This is a genomic window from Kitasatospora sp. NPDC059795 (assembly GCF_042732175.1).
Lineage (GTDB): Bacteria > Actinomycetota > Actinomycetes > Streptomycetales > Streptomycetaceae > Kitasatospora.
Genome location: NZ_JBHWID010000005.1, coordinates 266,461 through 286,105 on the forward strand (window position 1 = coordinate 266,461; position 19,645 = coordinate 286,105).

Annotated in this window: 19 protein-coding genes, 1 pseudogene and 1 CRISPR repeat array; of the genes and pseudogenes, 11 read left to right on the top strand and 9 right to left on the bottom strand. The window is 71.6% G+C overall.

All coding sequences use genetic code 11. The features are described 5' to 3' along the window. Positions 1-7: 7 nt before the first annotated feature. Positions 8-1,183 (bottom strand): histidine kinase, encoded by a 1,176-nt coding sequence (locus tag ACFV4P_RS13165; RefSeq protein ID WP_380470418.1) that lies wholly within the window; start codon positions 1,181-1,183, stop codon positions 8-10. Between the two features lie 126 nt (positions 1,184-1,309). Here ACFV4P_RS13165 and ACFV4P_RS13170 point away from each other — a divergent pair, with 126 nt between their 5' ends. The 3 genes from ACFV4P_RS13170 to ACFV4P_RS13180 are packed head-to-tail and all read left to right on the top strand — an operon-like array spanning position 1,310 to position 4,223. Next, the gene (locus ACFV4P_RS13170; protein ID WP_380470420.1) at positions 1,310-2,065 is read left to right on the top strand and encodes an ABC transporter ATP-binding protein; all 756 of its coding nucleotides are present in this window, start codon (positions 1,310-1,312) and stop codon (positions 2,063-2,065) included. After that, the gene (locus tag ACFV4P_RS13175; RefSeq protein ID WP_380470421.1) at positions 2,062-3,402 is read left to right on the top strand and encodes an FtsX-like permease family protein; all 1,341 of its coding nucleotides are present in this window, start codon (positions 2,062-2,064) and stop codon (positions 3,400-3,402) included. Before ACFV4P_RS13170 ends, ACFV4P_RS13175 begins: the two co-directional genes overlap by 4 nt. Before the next feature lie 53 nt (positions 3,403-3,455). Then, the gene (locus ACFV4P_RS13180; protein WP_380470423.1) at positions 3,456-4,223 is read left to right on the top strand and encodes a DUF4097 family beta strand repeat-containing protein; all 768 of its coding nucleotides are present in this window, start codon (positions 3,456-3,458) and stop codon (positions 4,221-4,223) included. Positions 4,224-4,400: 177 nt separating this feature from the next. On the opposite strand, the gene ACFV4P_RS13185 is transcribed toward ACFV4P_RS13180, so the two are convergent. Continuing rightward, on the bottom strand, positions 4,401-5,012 hold the full coding sequence (locus ACFV4P_RS13185) for a TetR/AcrR family transcriptional regulator (RefSeq protein WP_380470425.1): 612 nt from the start codon (positions 5,010-5,012) through the stop codon (positions 4,401-4,403). A 262-nt stretch (positions 5,013-5,274) separates the two neighbouring features. Between ACFV4P_RS13185 and ACFV4P_RS13190 the strand changes: the two genes are divergently transcribed. The 3 genes from ACFV4P_RS13190 (at position 5,275) to ACFV4P_RS13200 (ending at position 7,385) form a co-directional block, all read left to right on the top strand. After that, positions 5,275-5,793 carry a MarR family winged helix-turn-helix transcriptional regulator gene (locus ACFV4P_RS13190; protein ID WP_380470427.1) on the top strand — a complete coding sequence of 173 codons (519 nt, stop codon included), beginning with the start codon at positions 5,275-5,277 and terminating at the stop codon, positions 5,791-5,793. A gap of 157 nt (positions 5,794-5,950) precedes the next feature. Further along, positions 5,951-6,415 (top strand): hypothetical protein, encoded by a 465-nt coding sequence (locus tag ACFV4P_RS13195; protein ID WP_380470429.1) that lies wholly within the window; start codon positions 5,951-5,953, stop codon positions 6,413-6,415. A 109-nt stretch (positions 6,416-6,524) separates the two neighbouring features. Next, a complete protein-coding gene (locus ACFV4P_RS13200; RefSeq protein ID WP_380470431.1) occupies positions 6,525-7,385 on the top strand; it encodes an NmrA family NAD(P)-binding protein in 861 nt (286 codons plus the stop codon). A gap of 137 nt (positions 7,386-7,522) precedes the next feature. Here ACFV4P_RS13200 and ACFV4P_RS13205 read toward each other — a convergent pair whose 3' ends face one another. Beyond that, positions 7,523-8,677, bottom strand: coding sequence for a hypothetical protein (locus tag ACFV4P_RS13205; protein WP_380470433.1), 1,155 nt, complete (start codon positions 8,675-8,677; stop codon positions 7,523-7,525). Between the two features lie 532 nt (positions 8,678-9,209). On the opposite strand from ACFV4P_RS13205, the gene ACFV4P_RS13210 reads away from it, so the two are divergent. The 3 genes from ACFV4P_RS13210 to ACFV4P_RS13220 all read left to right on the top strand — a co-directional run bounded on the left by ACFV4P_RS13210 (position 9,210) and on the right by ACFV4P_RS13220 (position 11,054). After that, a complete protein-coding gene (locus tag ACFV4P_RS13210; RefSeq protein WP_380470435.1) occupies positions 9,210-9,647 on the top strand; it encodes a hypothetical protein in 438 nt (145 codons plus the stop codon). 275 nt (positions 9,648-9,922) lie between these two features. After that, complete coding sequence (locus tag ACFV4P_RS13215) at positions 9,923-10,612, top strand: hypothetical protein (RefSeq protein ID WP_380470437.1); 690 nt, start codon at positions 9,923-9,925, stop codon at positions 10,610-10,612. A 142-nt stretch (positions 10,613-10,754) separates the two neighbouring features. Continuing rightward, entirely contained in the window at positions 10,755-11,054 is a 300-nt protein-coding gene (locus ACFV4P_RS13220) for a hypothetical protein (protein WP_380470439.1), read from the top strand. An 8-nt stretch (positions 11,055-11,062) separates the two neighbouring features. Here ACFV4P_RS13220 and ACFV4P_RS13225 read toward each other — a convergent pair. Continuing rightward, a pseudogene (locus ACFV4P_RS13225) lies at positions 11,063-11,476 on the bottom strand (transposase); the annotation flags it as partial. Positions 11,477-11,956: 480 nt separating this feature from the next. On the opposite strand from ACFV4P_RS13225, the gene ACFV4P_RS13230 reads away from it, so the two are divergent. Continuing rightward, positions 11,957-12,907 (top strand): beta-ketoacyl-ACP synthase III, encoded by a 951-nt coding sequence (locus tag ACFV4P_RS13230; protein ID WP_380470441.1) that lies wholly within the window; start codon positions 11,957-11,959, stop codon positions 12,905-12,907. 81 nt (positions 12,908-12,988) lie between these two features. Here the strand turns inward: ACFV4P_RS13230 and ACFV4P_RS13235 are convergent, their stop codons facing one another. Then, the gene (locus tag ACFV4P_RS13235) at positions 12,989-13,306 is read right to left on the bottom strand and encodes a hypothetical protein (protein WP_380470443.1); all 318 of its coding nucleotides are present in this window, start codon (positions 13,304-13,306) and stop codon (positions 12,989-12,991) included. 205 nt (positions 13,307-13,511) lie between these two features. Here ACFV4P_RS13235 and ACFV4P_RS13240 point away from each other — a divergent pair, with 205 nt between their 5' ends. Further along, the gene (locus ACFV4P_RS13240; protein ID WP_380470766.1) at positions 13,512-16,004 is read left to right on the top strand and encodes a DEAD/DEAH box helicase; all 2,493 of its coding nucleotides are present in this window, start codon (positions 13,512-13,514) and stop codon (positions 16,002-16,004) included. A gap of 57 nt (positions 16,005-16,061) precedes the next feature. Here the strand turns inward: ACFV4P_RS13240 and ACFV4P_RS13245 are convergent, their stop codons facing one another. From ACFV4P_RS13245 to cas2e, 4 genes are all read right to left on the bottom strand, one after another. Then, a complete protein-coding gene (locus ACFV4P_RS13245; RefSeq protein ID WP_380470445.1) occupies positions 16,062-16,244 on the bottom strand; it encodes a hypothetical protein in 183 nt (60 codons plus the stop codon). Between the two features lie 112 nt (positions 16,245-16,356). After that, positions 16,357-16,902 carry a chloramphenicol phosphotransferase CPT gene (gene cpt / locus ACFV4P_RS13250; RefSeq protein WP_380470447.1) on the bottom strand — a complete coding sequence of 182 codons (546 nt, stop codon included), beginning with the start codon at positions 16,900-16,902 and terminating at the stop codon, positions 16,357-16,359. 48 nt (positions 16,903-16,950) lie between these two features. Continuing rightward, positions 16,951-17,823 (bottom strand): MBL fold metallo-hydrolase, encoded by an 873-nt coding sequence (locus ACFV4P_RS13255; RefSeq protein ID WP_380470449.1) that lies wholly within the window; start codon positions 17,821-17,823, stop codon positions 16,951-16,953. A gap of 268 nt (positions 17,824-18,091) precedes the next feature. Further along, a CRISPR array of direct repeats spans positions 18,092-19,280; the repeat unit is 29 nt; unit sequence CGGCAGACCCCCGCTCGCGCGGGGAGGAC. Between the two features lie 21 nt (positions 19,281-19,301). Next, positions 19,302-19,622 carry a type I-E CRISPR-associated endoribonuclease Cas2e gene (cas2e, locus tag ACFV4P_RS13260; protein ID WP_380470451.1) on the bottom strand — a complete coding sequence of 107 codons (321 nt, stop codon included), beginning with the start codon at positions 19,620-19,622 and terminating at the stop codon, positions 19,302-19,304. Positions 19,623-19,645 lie beyond the last annotated feature (23 nt).

The window sequence follows — 19,645 nt, forward strand, 5'->3', positions numbered from 1 at the left end:
AATTCCGTCACCACGGGGGTTGGGCCGGGGCGGATGCCACGACTTCCGTTCCGCCGCCCGGCGGGCTGATGATTTCGAGGTTCCCACCGACGCTTCGCATCCGCTCACGCAGCCCGGAGAGCCCGGATCCGGTGCTGATCCGCGCGCCGCCGGCGCCGTCGTCGCCCACCCGGACGCGGACGCCGCTCTCGGTGCACCGCATCTCGATCCGGGCGCTCCCGACGCCCGCGTGCTTGGCGATGTTCGTCAGGGCCTCGGAGACCGTGAAATACACGGCCGTGGCGATCGGCGAGGAGAGCCGGGCGTCCGTACCGGTGCTGGTCAGTTCGACCTGCAACGGTGATCTGGCCACCAGTTCCCGGACGGCGGCGATGAGACCGAGATCGCTCAGTTCGCTGGGGTGGATGTCGCGCACCGTCTCCCTCAGCCGTTCGAGCGCGCGCTCCGCCTGGGCCTGGGCCTGGCGGGCCAGCTGGACGATCCGCGCCCGGTCGGCGGCCGTCGCCGCGGCTTCCAGGATTCCCAGGCGCATGACGAGGGCGACGAGTTCCTGCTGGGCGCCGTCGTGCAGGTCACGCTCGATGCGCCGGCGCTCGTTCTCGAAGGCCGCCGTCAGCGAGGCCCGGCTGGCGCGGAGTTCCTCCAGTTTCGCGAGCAGATCGGGGTTCCGGCTCCCCGAGAAGGCCCGCAGGAGCAGGTCGCGGAGCAGGGAGATGCCGGCCAGCGCGCCCACGGTGACCGCACCGAGGGCGATTCCCGCGGGCACCGCCACGAGGGTTTCCCACAGGGCGGCCGGGGTGAACGGGCCGACTTGCGCGGCGATGCCGAAACCCCAGAAGACGGGGGAGAAAACCAGCGCCAGAGCGCCGACGAATCCGAAGAAGCCCACCACCAGCGAGAGCACGGACAGGAGCGCGGCGGTGACGAACACCGGGAGGTCGGTCCTCCACACCGACCGTGTCCGCAGCCGACCGGCCACCCACTGCGGCCAGCTGCGGTCGGCGGGTCGCAGCGGCATCGTCCGGACTCCGCACCACTGCGCCCTGGAGCGGTCCAGTTCGGCCACCACCGGAACCGAGACCGGCGCAGCGAGAACGGAAATCAGGAGAATCGGAAAGGCGACCGCTGCGACGAATTCGGTCAGCAGCCTCCGGGCAACACGAATCTGCGCCATGATCAACATTTTCGCACAGTTCGGACCGGTCGGGCGGTAGATCCAAGTCTACCTCCAATAGCAGTGCAGGCACCCGTGCACTCCACTGCCCGGCCCTGCTTTCCTGGATTCATGCCAATTTCCACTACTGCTCCCGTGCCGTGCATTCGTCTGCGCGGCCTCCGGACGGAATTCCCCGTTCCCGGCCGCCGGGGCGAGACTACGCGCGTCCTGCACGACATCGACCTGGAGATTCCCGAAGGCCGGCTGACCGCCGTCGTCGGCCCCTCCGGTTCGGGCAAGTCGACGCTCCTGCTCTGCACGGCCGGGCTGGAGCGGGCGACCGCGGGGTCCGTCGAGATCCTCGGGACGGACGTCCGCTCACTCAGCCCCCGCAAGCAGGCCGCGTTCCGCAGCGAGAACATCGGCTTCGTCTTCCAGGAGTACAACCTCGTCAGCTCGCTGACGGTCGAGGACAACATCGCCCTGCCGGCGCGGCTCGCCGGCCGCCGGGTGCCCAGGGCGCGGGTCGAGGACGCCATGGCGCGGCTCGGCATCGCCAAGCACGCGCGGCGGCGCCCCGACCGCCTCTCCGGTGGCGAGCGCCAGCGCGTCGCGGTGGCCCGGGTGGTGGCGAACCAGCCGCGGATCGTCTTCGCCGACGAGCCGACGGGTGCGCTCGACCTCAAGTCGGGTCATGTGGTGCTCGACTGGCTGCAGGCGCTTCCCGCGCAGGGGAGCACGGTGCTCATGGTCACCCACGACCCTCATGCGGCCGCGCGGGCCGATCAGGTCGTGGTGATGGGGTCCGGGCGGGTGCACGCCGTCATCCCCGGTGGCGACTCCCGCGCGGTGGGCGACGCCGTCCTCGCCGCGCAGTCGGCGGACGAAGCGGGCGGGGAGGAGTCGTGATCCGGCTCGTGCTGTCGGACATCCGCCTGCAGGCGTCGATGTGGTGGTGGGCGCTCCTGTGCGCCACGGTCGGCGCGGCGTGCTCGGCGGGCTCGGCCGTCGCGATGTTCACCGCCGTCTCGGCGGCGCGGGCGGCGGGTGACGCACGGATGGTCTCCGCGTCGATCGCCCTCGGCGGCAACATCGTCTTCTTCACCGTGCTCGCCGCCGTGGGCATCGTCGCCTCCGCGGTCGGTCTGACGCTGACGACCCAGCGGCGCGAGCACGCCCTGTGGGTGATCCTCGGGATTCCGCGCCACCGGGTCAGGTCCATCCTGCGGACGGAGATGGTGGTGCTGGGCGCGGTGGCCGGCGCGCTGGCCGCACCGCTCGCCCTGCTGGTCGCGGGTGTCACCCTCGCGCAGTGGAAGGGGACGGGTCTCGAACTGCACGGGGCCTCGGTCGGGTTCCGGTTCTGGTACGTCGGCGTGAGCGTGCTGTTCGGACTGGTTCCGTGCCTGCTCGGGGGCTGGGGCGTCACCCGGCGGGCCGCCAGGACGCCGGAGATGCGCGCCTTCCGGGACTACTCCGATCCCCCGGCGCGGCCGGGCGTGGCCCGCGCCGGCCTCGCTCTGTGTCTGCTCGCCGGTGTGGTCGGGATGTGGGTCCCCGGCCTGGGCCTCGAACTCAAGGGCGGGCTCGCCCAGCGGACGGCCTTCGCGTTCGCCGGGAACCTCTTCCTCGTCTGCCTGCTGCTGCTGATGGGGCCGTGGGTGCTCACCCCGCTGATGAAGCTCTGGACGGCGCTGGTGCCCTCGCGCGGCGTCGCCTGGCACCTTGCCGTGCAGTCGTGCCGGGCCCGCGCGACGAGGAGCGTCACCACGGTGCTGCCCTTCGCGCTCTCCCTGTCGTTCGTCGGCCTCTTCATGGTGATGGGGAAGGTCATGCCCGGAGGCAGCGCCGGGCTGGACAACATCCTGGTCGTGCTGGGCTGGGTCTTCGTCGTGTCCTGGGTCGGGGGCCTCGCCGTGATCGCCCTCGTCGGGCGGGAGCGCGCCCGTGACTCCGCCGTCGTGACGGTGGCCGGCGCGCGGCCGGGCGTGGTCACCCGGTCGATGGTCTACGAGGGGGTGATCTACGCGGGGACTGCGATCGTCTTCGGCGCGCTGTTCGTCGCCGTGTCGAGTCTCACCATCGCCCTGGGAGCCCGGATCGACGTCGTCCGGGTCCTGGCGGGCCTCCCCTGGGCCACGCTCGGGGCGCTCGCCGCCGGGACGCTGGTCACCACCTGCCTCGCGCTGGTCCTGCAGGCGGCCCGGGTGTCGCGCACGGTCGCGGTCCGGGCGCTGCGCTCGTGAACCGGGGCGCGGGAATCCACACCACCATGTTCGTCGACGAAGGAAGAGTTTCGATGGAACCGACCACCCGCACGCTTCTCGCCTTCGGCGGAGTCGCGCTCCTCTGCCTCGCCGCCACGGCCTGCACCACGGACGGCGCATCGGCCGACGCGACCGTGGAGTCGAAGTCCTTCGACTTCGCCGGTGGCAGCCTGACCGTCAACTCCGGTTCCGCCGACCTCGCGCTGGTGGCCGCCGACATCGAGGGCGTTCAGGTGGAACGACGGGTCAGCGGCAGGAAGGTCGGCGGGGAGGTGGGGTCCGGCTGGCAGCTCGAAGGGGGCACGCTCACACTCTCGCTGGACTGCACGGGGATCTCGGTGGGCTGCGGCGCGAAGTACACCGTGAAGGTGCCGCGCACCGTCGCCGTCACCGCCGAGAGCGGCAAGGGGCGCATCGAGGCCACCGGCTTCACCGCGGACTTCTCGGCCAGGACCGCCGGCGGCGACGTCCGGTTGTCGGACCTCCACGGAGCCGAGCTGGCCCTGGAGGGCGGCGACGGAAGCATCAAGGGCGACGGGATCTCCGCCCGGTCCGTCAGCGTCACGTCGCGCAACGGCGACGTCGACCTGGGCCTGGCCGCCGTGCCCGACCTGGTCGACGTGCAGAGCAGGGACGGCGACGTCGAGCTGGGACTGCCGGAATCGACGTACGCGGTCCGCACGGCCGCGAAGAAGGGCGACGTCACCGTGAACGTCGCGAAGGACGACGCGAGCGGCCATTCCGTGACCGTCCGGACCCGCAACGGCAGCATCGCCATCGGCAAGGGCGGGAAGTCCTAGCCGCCGCGTGGCGACCGGGCCGGAAGCGTTCGATCGAGCGCGAAAGTCGAACCTCGCGCTCAAGGCCAACAAGCAACTGGGAGCGATGGCCGCCGCCAGGTGCTGCTGCCGAGGAAGGCTCGACGGCTCTCCCGTACCCGTGGGGAACCCGATCCGATCCCCCGGCCTCGATCCCGCTCAGGCGGCCGGCGGCAGGAGGCGGTTCAGGGCGTGGCGGGTGCGGGTGGCGGCGAGGGGGTCGCGGAGGAGCTGGAGGGCCTGGTTGAGCGCCAGGTAGATCCCGGTCAGCTCGTGGACGATCTGCTCGGGGTCGGTGTCGGCGGGCAACTGCCCTGCCCCGATCGCGAGCCGGACCTCGCCGGCCAGTCGGCGGCGCCAGACGAGCAGCAGGCGGGCGACGTTCTTGCGCACCGGTCCGTCGTGGGCGTCGAACTCGACGGCGGCCGTGGTGAACAGGCATCCGCCGGGGAAGACCTCGCGGGCGTGCTCCAGGTACGAGATCCAGCTCTCGCAGACGGCGCGCAGCCGTCGCAGCCCGGGCTCGGCGTGCGCGGCCGGTTCCCACACGAGGCTGGTGAAGAGCGCGGACGCCCTTTCCAGGGTGGCGAGTTGGAGGGTCTCCTTGGTGCCGAAGTGGCCCAGTACGCCGGCCTTGCTGAGCCCGAGATCGGTGGCGAGCCGTCCGATGGTGAGCCCTTCGAGCCCGTCCACGGACGCCAGCGCCACGCTCCGGTCGACAATCCGGTCCCGGGTCCGACGCGCCTCGGCCACGGTGCTGCGCGGGCTCATCGCTCCCTCTCGGTCGGACAGTACGGTCCGCGCATCCTACGTGGTGACCGGCCTGACGTGCGGCGCAGCCATCACCGGCCATCACCGGCCATCAGCCGCCTCGGCCGCCACCCGACCGGAGGACCCCGACGCCCGCCCCGTCGACGCTTCGCCCGACCAGCATCCCGTCCCGGGAGGCGTCGGCCGGCCAGGAGCCGTCGGGTGCCATTGACCTGAGGCCGGCACCTTGACGCCCAAAGTCATTAGCTGCCATATTACTTGCATGACAAGGGACGAGCCCGACGGCGAACAGCCCACACTGGAGCAGGCCGGATGGCAGCTGCGGCACTACGGCCTGGAGATGGACCCGCAGGCGGTACTGGTCGCGGTGCGGCTGATCTCCGCAGGCGCGAGGGTCGGCCGGGCGGCCGAGGCCCACTTCGCCAGGTTCGGGCTGTCGACGGGCCGCTACCGGCTGCTCGCGGACCTCGAAGGCCACGGGGGAGAGAAGTCCCCCTCGCAGCTTGCGGCCGACCTCGATGTCTCCAGGGCCACGGTCACCGGCCTGCTGGACGGCCTGGAGCGCGAGGGCCTGATCGCCAGGCGTCCGTCCACCGAGGACGGACGCGGCACGGTCGCGATCCTGACCGCGCGCGGCGCACAGCGCCTGCGCGACATGGCGCCCGAGCATTTCGGGCGACTGGAGGCGATGGTCGCGGGGCTCACCGCCGAGGAGCGCGCAACGTTCCTGGACCTGCTCGCGCGCGTCGTGCGCGGCAGCTCGGCCCTGACCGCCGACTGATCCGGCCGACCGCCGGGCTCGGGCTCCCGTCCCGTGGATGGGAGCCCTTTTCACGAGGCTGTAATTAGCCAACTAATTACCTTGCCGGGAGAGGCCCGCCGACGCCCCGCCCGCACCCTTTCGCCTTTCGGAACTCCCACGAGATGAAGAGGCCAAGATGCCCGCAACGAACGACAGAACCGGCCCACGCCGGGCGGCCGCCCGGCCGTTCACGCTGTGGCGCGAGGTCTTGACCGCCTACGCCGCCCCCGCCCTGATGGCAGGTACCGCGGGAGTCGTCACCGGACAGGCGGATCTGACAGTGGCGGCCTGCACCTCCATCGCCGGCACTTCCGCGGTGGTGGCGTTCCTGGTCGGCACCTGGCTGCGGCACGGCGGGCAGCCGCGACGCTGGACCACGACCCTGCCGCGCGTCGTCCTGACCGCGCTGCTCGTCAGCGCGGCCACCGGTGCGGCGGCAGCGCTGGGATGGTTCGCCGCCGAGTGGCTGCCGGCCCGCACCTCGCTCCACGCCGCCCCCTGGCTGCGGCGCCTGCGCATCGACCTGCCCGTCTCCGCCGTCCTCGCCACCACCATCGTCACCCTGCGCTGGCGCGGCACCCTCGCGAAAGCCCGGCCGTGACCGGCCCCGACACCCGGGCGCCGGCGCCCGGACGCACCGAACCCACCCCGGCAGCACCGGCTGCCGCGGACGCCACCGAGCACCGAGGAGACACCCGATGATCGTCGTCATGGGAGCGACCGGAACCACCGGGACCGCCCTGCTCCACAGCCTGCGCGCCCTCGACGTCCCCGTCCGCGCCCTCACCCGCACCCCGCACCGACCGCTCCCCGGCACCACCGGCCCGCACGACCGGCACGACCGGCGCGTCGAGGTCCGGTACGCCGACGCCGGTGACCCCGACTCGCTGCGCACGGCCTTCTCGGGCGCCGACCAGCTCTTCCTTGCCATGGCCAACAGCCCCGCACAGGTCGAACTCGAAACCCGCGTCATCGACATCGCCGCCCACAGCGGAATCGGACACATCGTCAAGCTCTCCGCCCCCGCCGCCGAGCCCGAGGCGCCCGTCGCGATATCCCGCGGACACCACGCCGTCGAGGAACACCTGCACGCCTCCGGACTCACCGGCACCGTCCTGCGCCCCTACGCATTCATGCAGAACCTGCTGCGCCTCGCGCCCACCGTGGCCCAGGGTCTCGTCCTCGGCGCCATGGGGGACGCGCCCTGCAACTACATCGACTGCCGCGACATCGGCGACGTCGCGGCCGCCGTGCTCACCCGGCGCCACCTCGCCGGCGGAACCTACACGCTGACCGGACCGGAAGCCGTCTCCCACCCCGACCTCGCCGCCCGGCTGACCGAACTGACCGGCCGCCGGATCCAGTACATCGACCTCGCTCCGGACGAGCTGCGCGACAACCTCGTCCACCAGGCCGGCATGCCCGTCTGGCTCGCCGACCACGTCGTGGAGATCCAGCAACTCGCCATCGCCCGACCCGAGTTCCCCACCACCACCGTCACCGACGTGCTCGGCCGGCCGCCCCGCACCCTCGACGCCTTCCTGAACGAACACCGCGCCCACTTCCGGTGATTCAGGTTGCTTCGGCGCGTGCGGAACTGGCTCATCGAGTGCTACCGGAGCTCTCCCCGGTCCCCGAACGCACCGGGGGCCGGCTCCGTGCCGCCCGCGCCGTACGTCGTCGTCACACCGGCGCGCCCGCCAACTCCCTACGCCAGCGCCGCTGTTGTGAGGAAGAGCGGTTCCAGCGGCTTACCCTCCCCGCCGAGGACGAGGCACGTCTCGGCGACCGGCCCCCGGGAGAGTTCGGCGAGGCGGGCGAGGGCCGTCGCCTCGGCGGGCAGCGTGGTCGGGTCGAGGCCGAGGGCCCGGGCGGCGCGGTCGCGGCGGGCGTCGAGGTCGGGGATGTCCGCGCGGTAGTCGGCGGCGGCGCTCCCGAGCCCGTCGAGCGAGCCTCCGCGCACCTCTCCCCACCAGGGCACGGCGAGGCACAGGCGCACCAGTTCGGGCAGTCCGACGGCAATCAGCCCGGCCTCCCCGTCGAGGCTCACGTACACCACCGGACGCTCCTCTCCGCCGTCGCCGACGAAGCAGTACGCGTCCCCGGTGGCCGCCCGCGCGAACTGCTCCAGCCGGGCCCCGGACGCGAGCCGGATCCCGTCCTCCAGCTCGTGGGCGTCCGGGCTCGTCGCGTCGAGGTCCGCGACGGCGGCGAAGAACGCGACGACGTCCTCGTCACCGGCCAGCAGAGGCAGCAGCGACTCCGACGAGAGCGGCTCACGCAGCTCGGCGCGCAGGCGCGTCGAAGTGTCGACGGGCAGACCGAGGTTGGCGTAGCGGAGCTCGTTCGAGAACCCCGCGATCAGGTCGAGGTCGCGCAGCTGCCGCCGCAGTTCGGCGGACATCGCCTCGTCCTGGTCGGCGTCGAAGACTTCGACCGTCTCGGACAGTTGCTCCAGGTGCAGTTCGACGGCCTCCAGCGCCCGGCCGCTGTTCCACCTCGCGTACTTCCGGCAGCCGAACAGGTAGGCATGTGCCGCGTACAGCGCGGCCGCCGCAGCGGACTCGTCGGCGTCGTCCGGGCCGTGCTGGCCGTCGTTGTGGCAGTACTCGCTGAGCATGTACTCGGCGACGCCGCGGTTGATCGCCGCGAAGGCCGTCGAGTCGCCGAGCACGCCCTCCCACACGGCGTCCAGCAGCGGCCGCAGGCTCAGCGTGAACGGCGCCCGCTCCCCCTCGGACAGGGCCTCGTGCCGACGCATCAGCCGCTCCGCGACGCCCGCCGCGAAGACCTGCCGCTCCTCCGACGACACCGACCTCAGCCGCTCCGCCACCACCGCGTCGAGTTCCTGCCACGTGTCCATTCGAGCCGCCCGCGAGTCCGCCACACCGACGCGCCCGCGCCGACCACGACCGATCATGCCCGCCACCACCGACAACTCGCCTGGCGGTGCGGCTGCCGGTCCTGGCTGAGCTGAAGGGCCCGGTCGACGAGTCGCCAGGAGATGCGGCAGCCGGTCAGGGCCCACCCCTCGGATCCGCTGTGCGGCCACGCCGGGTGGCGCGGCAGGCGGCGGATTCGAGCCGGCACCCGCCCGAAGGTCGCAGACGGCCCCGGCGTTCGCGTCGGTCGCTGCGCGCTGCCTGCCTGTCGGCCACCGGGTTGGGGCCCTGGCGACGGGGTACGGCACACAGGTGACGGGCCGGCGGTTCCCGTAGCTGGGCGGAGCGGAGCGGGAAGACGCTGGCCCACCGCCGAGCGGGCCGGGTAGGTTCGCGCAGTGAACCACACCGACACCGCAGTCGACGGAGGTCGGGAATGGCCGCGACGTACAGTCGCACTGAGGGAGAAGCGCCAGGCCGAGATTCCGGCACCGGCGTGCGGGAGGGATCAGGATGTTCGGTTCGAGGAAGAAGCTCAACGACATGATGGCGCAGCTCAGGCCCGACCTGAGCCGGGAATCGCTCGGCGTCGGGCCCGACTTCCCGGGCATCGCCCCGAACCCGTTCCTGAGCAGTGATGCACGGAAGCGCAATGCGGAACTGCGCACGGGGGCGCTTGCGCTCGGCGTTCTCGTCGACTGGCGGGAGGTCAACAGCAATCCACGCGTGGCCCTGATGTTCGACGTGGACACCGCCGACGGCATCTCGTTCCGCGGTATCGCAGACGAAAGCCTCACGATCACCGAGCTCACCCGACTCGCCCCAGGACAGACGTTTCCCGTGCGCTACCGACCGGCCGTCATGGACCACTACGTCGCCCTTGCCCGGGACGCGGACCCCGCCCAGGTGCAGCAGCTCTCTGACGCGATCGCGCGCCGCAAGCGGACCTGACCCGAAGCCAGGCCTGTCGACACCGGACAGCCAGCAGGTCGACTGCCCGCACCTGGGTCCGCCGCAGTGAGTTCGGCGCCGTTTCACGGAAGTTGAGCCAGAACCCGAGAAACAGCAGCGCGAGCGACGGGCGGTGTGCTGTTCGTCGCGGCTGCGGTGCGTCACTGCCCGCCGCGCCGCCGGCTGAGTTCGGCTCCGACCTTGCTCCATGAACAGCGGCCGGCCCGGACTGCGAGCCCATTGCTGCCATAGGGTCATGCGGCCAAAATGGCCGCATGACCGTGGACATGGAAACACAGGGCTCCGAGTACCACACGGGCACCACCGAGCCCGGCTCGGCCCGGCCGAGGCCGGGGCGCCTGACCCCCGACGGTTTGATCGAGAAGCTCAATCAGGCGGTTCGCCGACCTGAGGCCCACGGCGGAGTGCCCGTCCTGCCGCTACTGCTTGACTTGATTGCAGAAGCCGGCCCGCAGACCGAGGACGCGCTGTGGATCCCGGACGCGAATGAACGTCTCAGCTCCGCGCCCTTCGTGCGGGACCACTTCACCGACCCGGCCGTCCACGTGACCGCATCCCAGTACGGCGAAGACGCGTACCGACGCGGCTGGCTCCACCTGGACCGGAGCCTCTCCGCCACGGACCACGCCGCGCTCCTCGACCGCGCAGCCGTCTGGGCGGGCACGGATCGCACTCTGCACGACGTTCTGGACGAGTTCGGCCCGGCGTCGGTCACGTTCGGCGACCCCGCACCGCACCTCGCCAAAACTCTCGGCTACGCGAGCAGCGACCGTGGAGCCCCGTTCGTGGTCTTCCACTTCGCCCCCGCACCGGGGAAGTCAGCAACTGTTCCGGAGCCCGTTGAATCTGCCGGAGCCGCGCTGCTTGCTGTCCGCGGCCTGCCGCGAGCACTCTTCGGCCTCAAGCTCACCCCACGCGGTCGTGCCGCCTGCTGGCCGCTGTAGGTCCCGCCAGGAACGTGCGCCTGAACTGCTGACTCACGAAATCGCGGCCAGAGCCGCTTCTCGGGTTCCGGCTCACTTTCCGTGAAGGGCTGACTGAGTGTGACGTCAGTGGTGTGTGCTGGGATGGCCGGACTCTGCTGCCGTGACCTGCTGGGAGACCGCCTTCATGCCCGTGTACTCGTCTCTGACCCACGCCTTGGCCGAGGCCCTGGTCGATGTCCTGTGGTTCATTGAGGGCAGTGAGGACGAGCAGATGGATTCGGACGACGCCGTCAAGGTCCTGGAGGGTGTCGCCCACCTGGCCGGCCAGCTGTCGAGCGACCAGAGGAGCGAACTGATCGACCTGCTCGGGACGATGGCCGAAGTCGAGTCCGACCCCGCGCGGCGGGAGTTCCTGGAAGAGTTCCCGGAAGGCTTCGGGCTCGTTGCTGATGCGGTCTGACCCGTGCATCACGAGGAGAGCAGGACGCGCTTGCGGAGGAGATGAAAGCCGGCCCGGCCGAGCATCTGGCGTTTGAGCATCTTGAATCGGTTGACGTGGCCTTCAACGCCGCCGGAGCTCCAGGGCACGGTGAGGCCGGCGATGACTGCATCGCGGTCACGGTCGATGCCTGCGGCGAGCGTGTGGAGGCCGGGGAGGTCATCTCGCCGGACGGCGTCGAGCCACTGCGGCAGCCGTTCGCCCTGGCGCTCGGTGAGCATCTGGCCGAAGGAGCGGACGTAGCCGGTGAGGGCGTCCGGTTCAGAGCAGTGGACCAGGACGGCCTTGAGTCGAAGGCGGTCCGTCTCGGTGAGAGTCTCCGGCCGACGGAGAATCCATCCGGCGACGACCCGGGGTGACGGTGGCCGAGCCGTGACGGTCTTGAACGGCCAGTCGGGGAAGGGCTGATGCCCTGCTTGACAGGTCATACCGGCACGACGCATGCCGTTCCGACACACCCCCATCCCGGCGACGTTCAGATGGAACTGAAACGGCTCCGCCAGCGAGAAGTACGACTCCGAGCAGTCCGGAATGTGATCACACAGCAGACCGTCGGCGATGCAGGACTCCCACCGACACCGTGCTGCCGCTGCGGCTTCGGGCAGCTCCACCCACTCCAGGTCATAACCCATGCGTTCCCCCGTCGAACAGTTCAAAGCGGCTCGCACAGAATGGCACGCCATGACCTGCCGAGACGATCAAGAATCGGCTTCCGCTTCAGCCCGCCACGACGGCACTGAAGGATCGCCGCGCAGTGCGGTCGGCCTGTGGGTGGGCGTTTAGCTTCCGATCGGTCGGTTGCTATATTCGCGACCGTTGCCTCCGGCACCGGCCGGTGGCCGCTGTCACGGAAGGGAACTGCCATGCCCGGAGTCCGTATCGCCGGTCTCGGTCATCACCAGCCCAGCAGGGTGCTGACCAATGACGAGCTGGCGACCATGGTGGACACCGACGACGAGTGGATCCGCCGACGGACGGGCATCGCCACGCGGCGGATCGCCGCGCCGGACGAGTCGGTGACGGACCTCGCCGCGGCGGCCGCCGCGAAGGCGCTGGCGGCGTCGGGCCTGGACCCGGCGGAGATCGGGCAGATCACGGTGGCGACGTGCAGCGCGATGGACCGCTGCCCGTCGATCGCGGCGCAGGTCGCGGCGCGCCTGGGCATCCCGTCCGCCGTCGCGTTCGACGTGAACAACGGCTGCGCGGGTTTCTGCACCTCCCTCTCGCTGGCCGACCACTCGCTCCGGGCGGGCGCGGCCCGGCACGCGCTGGTGATCGGCGCGGAGAAGATGTCGGACGTCACCGACTGGACGGACCGCCGCAGTTGCATCCTGCTGGGCGACGGCGCGGGCGCGGCGGTGCTGTCGGCGACCGCCGGCGAGAGCGCCGGGGTCGGGCCGGTGGTGTGGGGGTCGGACCCGTCGCGGGCGAGCGCGGTGCGGCTGCTGGGCGACTGGCACCCGCGGTTCGAGCAGGACGGGCAGGCGGTGTTCCGCTGGGCGACCACGGAGCTGCCGGCGCTGGCCGAGCAGGCGTGCCGGGCGGCCGGCCTGAGCCCGGCCGAGCTGGACGGGGTGGTGACGCACCAGGCGAACCTGCGGATCATCGAGTCGCTGGTGCAGAAGCTCGGCCTGTCCGAGGACGCGGTGGTCGCCCGGGACGTGGTGGACTCCGGCAACACCTCGGCGGCGTCCGTCCCGCTGGCGCTGGCGAAGCTCGTGGAGCGCGGCGAACTGGCTTCCGGCGCAAGGGTGTTGCTGTTCGCGTTCGGCGGCGGCCTGTCCTGGGCCGGCCAGGTCGTCACCTGCCCCTGAGCTGCCCCCGCCCCGGCAGGTCGCGGCAACCCGTCCTGGGCGGGCCAGGTCGTCATCTGCCCCCGGCCCGCCCCCGGCAGGTCAGCTCCCGTCGGTGCAGGTGATGGTGAGGCGGATGGCGGCGGGCGGCGGCGGTGAGCCCTCGTAGGGGGCGATCCACGCGCCGACGCCGGTGGAGCCGACGGCCGTGGTGCGTACCCGTTGGCCGGGGCCGAGCGGGGTGTCGTCGCCGTCGGTCACGTGCACGTCGGTGGGGCTGATGTTGTCGGGGCAGATCGCGATGACGCCGCTCGGGGCGCCCGTCGCCGTCACGGTCTCGGTGAACGCCGCGGCCGGGCCTGCCGCGACCGCCACCACCAGGGCTGCGGCCAGGCCGGTGCCGGCGAGTTGTCTGCGCATGGATGTCCTTCCGTCGGGTCGGGCCGCCCCCGGAGGTTTCGGGGGCGGGCGAACCCGATCGCTCCCGTCACGCACCGCGAGCGGGTGGCGACACACCGAAGTCGCCGGGGCGGTCCGGCGGTCACAAGAAAGGACCGTGCGGGGGCGAGCTTTGCCCATGGTCGTGCCGGGCGGGCAAGATAGCGGGGTGACCCTCCTGGACCTGATGCCGAAACCCGCCACGCCCGACTCGCTGTTCGAGACCTTCGCCGAGTGGGCGTCGGATCGCGGCATCACCCTCTACCCCGCCCAGGAGGAGGCGCTGATCGAGCTGGTCTCCGGGAACAACGTGATCCTGGCGACGCCGACCGGCTCCGGCAAGTCCCTGGTCGCGGCGGGCGCGCACTTCGCCGCGCTGGCCGAGGGCAAGCGGACGTTCTACACGGCGCCGATCAAGGCGCTGGTGTCGGAGAAGTTCTTCGACCTGTGCAAGATCTTCGGCACCGAGCAGGTCGGCATGATGACCGGCGACGCCTCGGTGAACCCGACCGCGCCGATCATCTGCTGCACCGCCGAGGTGCTGGCGCAGATCGCGCTGCACGACGGCCCGCGCGCCGACATCGGCCAGGTCGTGATGGACGAGTTCCACTTCTACGCGGAGCCGGACCGCGGCTGGGCGTGGCAGATCCCGCTGCTCGAACTCTCGCAGGCGCAGTTCCTGTTGATGTCGGCGACCCTCGGCGACGTCCGCCGCTTCGAGGAGGACCTGACCCGCCGCACCGGCCGCCCGACCGTGGCGGTGCGTTCGGTGACCCGCCCGGTGCCGCTGTTCTACGAGTACCGCCGCACCTCGCTCCACGACACGCTGGAGGAGCTGCTGAACACCGGTCAGGCGCCGGTGTACGTCGTCCACTTCACGCAGAAGGAGGCGGTGGAGCGGGCGCAGTCGCTGATGAGCATCAACATGTGCTCGAAGCAGGAGAAGGACGCGATCGCCGATCTGATCGGCAACTTCCGTTTCACCACCAAGTTCGGTCGCAATCTGTCGCGTTATGTCCGGCACGGGATCGGTGTGCACCACGCCGGCATGCTGCCGAAGTACCGTCGCCTGGTGGAGCGCCTCGCGCAGGCCGGTCTGCTGAAGGTGATCTGCGGCACCGACACCCTGGGCGTCGGCGTCAACGTGCCGATCCGCACGGTGCTGTTCACGGCGCTGTCCAAGTACGACGGGCAGCGGGTGCGGATCCTGCGGGCCCGCGAGTTCCACCAGATCGCCGGTCGCGCGGGCCGCGCCGGGTTCGACACCGTCGGCCAGGTGGTGGCGCAGGCACCGGAGCACGTGGTGGAGAACGACCGGGCGCTGGCGAAGGCCGGCGACGACCCGAAGAAGCGCAAGAAGGTCGTCCGCAAGAAGGCCCCGGACGGGTTCGTCTCGTGGACCGAGGAGACCTTCGAGCGGCTGATCGGCGCCGACCCGGAGCCGCTGGTGTCCCGGTTCAAGGTCAGCCACGCCATGCTGCTGTCCGTCATCGGCCGCCCGGGCAACGCGTTCGAGGCGATGCGCAAGCTGCTCACCGACAACCACGAGGACCGCCCGGCGCAGCGCCGCCACATCAGGACCGCGATCGCCATCTACCGTTCGCTGCTGGAGGGCGGCGTGGTGGAGCAGCTCGACCAGCCGGACTCCGAGGGCCGCACGGTGCGTCTGACCCTGGACCTGCAGGAGAACTTCGCGCTGAACCAGCCGCTGTCCACCTTCGCGCTGGCCGCGTTCGACCTGCTCGACCCGGAGTCGCCGTCCTACTCCCTGGACGTCGTCTCGGTGGTCGAGGCGACGCTCGACGACCCGCGGCAGATCCTCGCCTCGCAGGAGAACAAGGCGCGCGGCGAGGCCGTGGCGGAGATGAAGCGCGACGGCATCGAGTACGAGGAGCGGATGAACCGGCTCCAGGAGATCACGTACCCGAAGCCGCTGGAGGAGCAGCTCGGTCACGCCTACGACGTGTACCGGCGGGCGCACCCGTGGATCGGCGACCACCCGCTGCGGCCGAAGTCGGTGGTCCGCGACCTGTACGAGCGGGCCATGACGTTCACCGACTACGTGGGCTTCTACGAGCTGGCGCGCACCGAGGGCATCGTGCTGCGCTACCTGGCGGGCGCGTTCAAGGCGCTGGAGCAGACCGTTCCGGACGACATCAAGACCGATGATCTGAAGGACGTCATCGCCTGGCTGGGCGAGCTGGTCCGGCAGGTCGACTCCTCGCTGCTGGACGAGTGGGAGGCGCTGGCCAACCCGACCGAGCCGGAGGCCGGCGAGGTCCGCCTCGACGACAAGCCGGCGCCGGTCACCGCGAACTCCCGCGCCTTCCGGGTGCTGGTCCGCAACGAGCTGTTCCGCCGGGTCGAGCTGTGCGCGCTGGAGCACTACGACGAGCTCGCCGGGCTGGACAGCGAGGACGGCTGGGACGCGGACCGCTGGGCGGACGCGATGGACGGGTACTGGGAGGAGTACGACGACCTGTTCACCGGCCCGAACGCGCGCGGCCCGAAGATGCTCCTGATCGAGGAGGTCGAGGACGAGGGCCTGTGGCGGGTCCGCCAGATCTTCGACGACCCGAACGGCGACCACGACTGGGGCATCTCCGCCGAGGTCGACCTGTACGGCTCCGACGAGGAGGGCCGCGCCGTCGTCAAGATCACGGCGGTGGGCGCGCACTGACGCGGTGGGTGCGCGCTGTCGCCCGGTGGGCCGTGACGGGGACTCACGGCCCACGGTTCACATGGCGTTGACGATCAGTCCGATGTGGGTGAAGTAGTTCAGCCCGCCGAAGATCAGGAAGGCGAGCCCGGCCAGTCCCCAGACGATCCCGATGGCCGGGCTCAGCCAGGTCCTGGGGCGGCGCAGGGCGAACGGGAACAGCAGCGCGCCGATCCCGACCAGGACGTTCAGCCCGGGCATGAAGCTCGCCTCCAGCCCAGTCGATCGTCAGGCCGACGTCGGCCAGCGGCAGTGCGTACGGTGTCACCGCAACCGCCTCGGGAACTGGCCGGAACCCGGGCGGGAGAAGCCGCTACTGGCCCGACCGGGCCAGTCGTTGCACGATGGCGCGGGCGCAGTCGGCGGGCGGGGTGCGGGTGGTGTCGAGCTCCAGGTCGTAGTGGACGCCGAGGTGGACGCGGAGCGCCTGGTCGGCGGCCATGCCCGGGGTGCGGTCGGGGCGGGCGCGCTCGCGGGCGGTTGCCTCGGCGGGGTCGCAGCGGACCCCGACCCAGAGCACGTCGAGGTCCAACAGTGCTTTGGTCCAACGGAGTTGGGAGTTGCGTCCGGAGAGGAACACATCGTCGACGATGACCGGCGCGCCGGCCAGGGCGGTGGCGGCGATGCCGGCCATCCAGGCGGCCTCCAGGCGGCGGAAGGTGCCGCCGACGGCGACGGTGCCGTCCCCGCCGAGGTCGATCCCGGCGTCGCCCTGGAGCAGCGCGAGCGGCATCGAGTCGATCAGGCCGTCGATGCCGAAGATCAGCCAGGGTTCCGGCAGTTGGGCCTGGAGCGAGCGCGCGATGCTGCTCTTGCCGCTGCTGGAACCGCCGTTGAGCACGATCACCCGAATGGTCATCGGGACACCGTACCTGCCCGGCCGCGCGCGGTGCCGATCACCGGTCGATCACCATTGGTGGGCGGCGAAGTCCACCGGCCCGGACGTCAGTTGGGCGGTGCGGGCGACCAGGTCGCGCAGCTGCTCGGCCATCCGGGCGGGCGCCAGGTGCTTGCGGTCGCCGTGGCCCGGCAGCATCCACTCGAAGTGCAGCAGCGGCGCGACGCGGGCCAGCGAGGCGGCCTGCTCCTCGATGGAGTACCAGGTGACGTGTTCGGCGACGGCCAGCGCCCCGGCGGCGCGCGACCAGTAGATGCTGTCGCCGCTGAAGCAGTACCGGCGGTCGGCGAGGTACAGCACGCTGCCCTCGGTGTGGCCCGGCACGGGGTGGGCGACCATGCCCTCGGCGATCTCCACCGGGTCGACGCCGCTCAGCACCCGGTCGGCGTCCGGTGCGGCCGCCAGGTCGCCTTCGTGGATCCACAGCCGGGCGCCGAACCGGTCCGCGTAGCGGCGGCCGTGCGCGGCGTGGTCCCGGTGGGTGAGCAGGACGTCCGTCACCGGGCCCACCGCCTCGTACCGGGCGGCCAGCGACTCCGACCAGCGCGGCGTGTCGATCATCATCACGGTGCCGCCCGGGCGACGCAGCAGGTAGGAGTTGGCGCCGGCCGTCTGACGCGCGTTGTGGCCGCAGAGCAGCACCCGCTCGTCGATGGCCAGCGGGAACGGATCGTCCGCCGGATCCAGCGGCCCCGAGTGCCGGCGGATCGACCGGGTGTGGCAGGCGAACGCGGCAGCGTTCAGCCGCGCCGTCTCCACCGCGTCACGCGGCTGACGCGCCACCTCCGAACCCCGCCCCACCTGCGCGATCAGCCCCGGCGCGAGCTGCCGCGCCACGTCGCACCCGGTGCACCGATCGTCCACGTACCAGTCCTCGCCCATGGCTGCGCCTCCAGAAGAGTTCCGACGTTTCGTCAACAGGCTGGACCAGCCCGGTAGTTCCAGGGTCCCCCGGACGGCGGGCAAAGTGGAAGAGACGCGGATCTTGTGGTTCCCGAAGCAATGCACTCTCACCGGCGACCCAGGCCACAACGGACCCGCAGGCCCGGCCGCCAGCAGAGGAACGGCACCATCGACAGCACCGAAGCACGGCGCACCACCGGACCGGCACCCGCCATACAGATAGGCCGCCCTCACCCCTGCAAGGTGAACGCCAGCCCCCACTCACGCGGGGAGGACGGCACATGGGTGAGCCCCTACGACAGCAAGGTCGGCAGACCCCCGCTCGCGCGGGGAGGACCCTTCGAGGTGCTGTGGTGGGTCCTGGGTGGACGGCAGACCCCCGCTCGCGCGGGGAGGACGGCTGCCGGGCGGCCGGGTACCGGTGCGCGAGCGGCAGACCCCCGCTCGCGCGGGGAGGACCCTGCCACGGAAGCCACACCCTCATGCGCTCCCGGCAGACCCCCCGCTCGCGCGGGGAGGACGCGGAAACGGCGTAGGCGGGCTCCGTGGTGTGCGGCAGACCCCCGCTCGCGCGGGGAGGACTCGGGCTGCATCGCACGGTCGAACCAGTTGGTCGGCAGACCCCCGCTCGCGCGGGGAGGACGGCTCCGCCGGTGCCGGTTTCGACGATCAGACCGGCAGACCCCCGCTCGCGCGGGGAGGACGCCGGCCGTGAACTACGGGCCTGGGCCGGCCACGGCAGACCCCCGCTCGCGCGGGGAGGACGCTCATGCCGGCTGGACCTCCAGCACCGCCCACGGCAGACCCCCGCTCGCGCGGGGAGGACGGCGGACATGGCGATGAATCCGAGGGACCAGCCGGCAGACCCCCGCTCGCGCGGGGAGGACCCCAAGCGCCGATCCGCGTACGAGGACGGCGACGGCAGACCCCCGCTCGCGCGGGGAGGACCGCCGCACCACGGCGCGGCCAGGCAACAGCGACGGCAGACCCCCGCTCGCGCGGGGAGGACGCCGGCGGCGGCAAGACCGGCGGCGCCGAACCCGGCAGACCCCCGCTCGCGCGGGGAGGACACCCGTACCATCACCCGCACCCGCCTGGTGCCCGGCAGACCCCCGCTCGCGCGGGGAGGACAGTCCCGACCAGTGCCTCGACCAAGCCCTGCACGGCAGACCCCCGCTCGCGCGGGGAGGACGTCAGGGTCTCGCCGATATCGAACACCACAGCCGGCAGACCCCCGCTCGCGCGGGGAGGACCTTCGCGGACCGGACGCCTGCCCCGGCCGCGACGGCAGACCCCCGCTCGCGCGGGGAGAACAGGTTGATGCTGGGGCCGCCGTGGATGGTGACCGGCAGACCCCCGCTCGCGCGGGGAGGACCCCTCTTGATTCTCTCCCGGCCGTCCGGCCCATGGCAGACCCCCGCTCGCGCGGGGAGGACCCTTTTTGACCTGCGCCTTCTCTAGGCCTTTGCGATTTCTTGACTCTCCGGTGTCGTAACCCGTACTTGGGCGATCAGCAGCAGTCCGTCGAAGTCGACGGGCTGACGTCGTTGGGTTCCTGCCGTCCGCAGCGTGAAACCCTGCTCGTTGGCCGCGGGGTGGACGAGCACGGCGACTCCGTCCGCGATACAGCCGCTGACGGATGTCCAGAGTTCTTCGCGGACCTTGGCGGAGATCGTGCCGACGTACAGCTGGGGCGTGACTTCGAGCAGCCATCGTGTCAGGGCACCGCGCAGGTGGTCCGGGACGGCCGTCATTGACAGGACGGTCAAGGACGCCACGGCGACTCCTTGCCAACGGTCTG